The 3,108-nt window shown below is 45.6% G+C and carries 3 protein-coding genes; 1 reads left to right on the top strand and 2 read right to left on the bottom strand.

All coding sequences use genetic code 11. The features are described 5' to 3' along the window. A partial coding sequence (locus tag CCU_RS04000) for a relaxase/mobilization nuclease domain-containing protein (RefSeq protein WP_208895973.1) occupies nt 1–873 on the top strand: 873 nt, incomplete at its 5' end. A 397-nt stretch (nt 874–1,270) separates the two neighbouring features. Here CCU_RS04000 and CCU_RS03995 read toward each other — a convergent pair. Together CCU_RS03995 and CCU_RS03990 are read right to left on the bottom strand one after the other, a co-directional pair. Further along, entirely contained in the window at nt 1,271–1,474 is a 204-nt protein-coding gene (locus CCU_RS03995; protein ID WP_015533657.1) for a transposon-transfer assisting family protein, read from the bottom strand. 4 nt (nt 1,475–1,478) lie between these two features. After that, a partial coding sequence (locus CCU_RS03990; protein ID WP_015533656.1) for an LPD16 domain-containing protein occupies nt 1,479–3,108 on the bottom strand: 1,630 nt, incomplete at its 5' end.

The following is a 3,108-nucleotide window of genomic DNA, read 5'->3' as shown; positions in this document are numbered from 1 at the left end:
CAGAACGGTTCTGCATGGAAAACGCAGATCAGAAAGGACATCAATTTCTGCATCAAGTCGGCTTCCACTTACGAAGAATTTCTGCTTCTGATGAGAGCCAAAGGGTATGAAATCAAAGGGGAAACTTTTGAAGAAGGAGCTGCCAAATACATCTCATTCCGCCCTCTGGATAAAGAGCGTTTTGTGCGTGGCAGTACAAGGTCTTTGGGTAAGGAATACACAAAAGAACGTATCAAGGAACGCATCGAAAGGAAACGGGAGCGAAAGGCAGTAATCCCCAAAAGGGACTACTCTGCCCGCAGGCTCATTGACACCTCGGACGAGAAATTTAGAAGCAGTTCGGGACTGCAAAGGTGGGCTGCCATTGAGAATTTAAAAATCGCCGCACAGAGCTATAATGAAGTCGGCTCCCTTGCAGAACTGGAACACAAAATTGCGGTGAAAACCGAAGCCGGAAAGTCTGCAAAGCAGAGCGTGGTGGAACTGGAACACCGCATCAAAGACCTTGCAGAAATCATCAAATATGCACAGCAGTACAAAGACAACCGCTCCTATCATATCGGCTACAAAAAAGCCAAGAACCCGGACGCATATTTCCGCAGATACGAAAGCCAAATTATCCTTTATGGTGGCGCAAGACGCATGCTTGAACAAGCGGGCATAAACTTAAAGGGCTTGAATGTCGATAAGCTAAAAGCAGAGTATCAGGAACTGATGAAGCAGAAAAGCGAGCTGACTTCCACCTATAAAGATTGTGAAAAGGAAGTGCGTGAGCTGAAACAGAAACAGGAAAATCTCAATCAGTATCTCGGACGGACACAGCCCGATCCTGCACAGGATCAACAAGAGAAAAAAGATACTCCGAACCTGTAAATGGGCAAAAAATAGAGGTGCGCTAGGCACCCCTATCCTAAACCTCTTGCAAAATCTGCAAGGCTGGTTTATAATCAGATTAGAAAACCGAAGGATATTGGAGTGTCCAACGGTTGCACAATCGGAAACTTATAAAGCGTTAAGTTTATTAACGGATTACAGGCTATCCCCTATTGGCGTAGAGGATAGCCTTTCCGTTTATTTGCGGTTACGTTTATTGTCTATGTATGTCAAGGCTGCAAATACAACCAGTAAAAGTGTAAGCACTTCTAAAGTATTCATACCGACCTCCTTTCTGTTTCCAGAAAGGACAACCGCAAGACTATCCCTACTGCTCTAATCTGACTGAAAAACATTATATCATGTGGTGTCGAAATTTACTAGTACCTACTCACATTCACTCTGCCGCTTCCAAAGAAATTTCTGCAAATTCCTCATCGGTCATGTTCTGGAGCTTACCTAACACCTGCTCTCCAAGCTCCTCCATATCGCTGTCCTTTATGTGCGGCATTACCTGTCTGATCTGCCCAATCATATCCGTCCTGTTCCGTGTTTCAAACACACACATGAAATTGATTTCTTCTACTGTGAATTTACTCATCTTCTTACATCTCCCTCTGTGATTTTTTCTCGGTTTCCTTTTCAGGTAAAGTACGTTCCGCCTTATCCCTCTGCTCTATGACTGCCTTTTTCTCTGCCAACTTCTCTTTTATGGAAATTCTGCCTTTGGTCTGCTCCTGTTTCCTTTTCTCGGCTCCGTTGTTTAAGACATTATCAATCATGTTGTAATTCTGTTCGGTAAGCTCCTCAATCTTTGCAAGCGGCTTGTATTCTGCCAGCTTGTCAAGCAGCTCCTTTGCCCTTCTCGCAGTCTGAACCGCTTCGCTGTCATCAATCTCCACACCCTGTCCGAAAATGTCCGTAATGCTCTCTCTGACGCCTTCAGAAATGACCGCATTGAGAAAGTCATTCAGATACCCGGTATTTCCGTTTCTGATGTCCTCAGTGATGTTGGCAACCTGTGCTTCTCTGTCCTCAACCGTATCCCGATACTGATAGGTGTCATAATCGTAGGAAAACTGGTCTATCTGAGAAGCAAGGATAGCCGCCTGCCACTTCTCCAGTGAACCACGCACCTCAATGTCCGGTAACTTATCAATCAGCTCCGCTATGACCTCGATTGCTTTCGGATCGTCTGTTATGTCCGGTACGTAATCCAAGACCTCCAGATCAATGACCTTGCCGGAGAGAATATCCATTTCGACATCCTCATAACGCTCGGTTCCCTCAGTGTGTATGTTAATGCCGATGCTCGGAATCCCATTCATTCGCTCCGGCGGTATGCTTTTCCAGACATCGATTGCTTCCTCCACGCCTGCGATATTCTCATGAAACTCTCCCAGACTGTGAAATTCGCCACACTCTGCAACTGTTAAGGTAACGGTTTTCTCCGGTATGTCTTCCACAGCAGGCGCTTTCTGCATTGCCTGTTTCTCTGCAAGATAGCTTTCCACTCTCGGAAGATAAGTTGCAAGTGTTCCGGTCTTGCCCTCTGTGATAGGATTGATGTCAACCTTCACACCACCAATCATAAGACCGTCCTCGTTAAAGGCATTAAACAGATCATCTTCATGCTCCCTGCCCTTATACTCCACAACCACATCCAGATCGGAGCCTGCTTTCTCCAGTCCTCTGCATCTGCTTCCGGACACCACCACATCCACAAGCTCAACATCTATCTCATACTCGTCAATCTTGGATTGCAGATATGCCCATACCGTCTGATCTATATCGTCCTGTGTCTGTCCGTCGATTCCGTTAAATAATTCCTCTGTCTTTGCCTTGAAATCAGCAACAACACTGTCTGCTTCCGGCACTTCCTCCCGGATACGCTCATTTAACTGTTCACGCTCCACCGCTTCTGTTTTCTCCATCAGCTCCTCATAGTCCACCGGAATACGCTTATCCTGTTCTGACAGTTCAAAGTCCTCCAGAATGTCCATTAATGCCGCATGAATGAAAATATCAGGATTGTCATACACGCCACCGTCAATCAGCTTGTAATCCGCATCAAAAACGGAATAATCATAACCCTCCGTACAGGTCTGTATGCTGACAAATTTATCTTTTATGGAAAATGCCATCTGCTCCGGCTCTTTTACCTCAAAATACGGATTGTCCCACTCCGTAATCGGTACATTTTCCTCGATGTGCTTCTGGTTGGCAGTAGGCATT

The sequence above is a fragment of the Coprococcus sp. ART55/1 genome, assembly GCF_000210595.1.
Lineage (GTDB): Bacteria > Bacillota > Clostridia > Lachnospirales > Lachnospiraceae > Coprococcus > Coprococcus aceti.
Note: the sequence above shows the minus strand (reverse complement) of the source record. Positions and strands in the feature narration are given on the sequence as shown.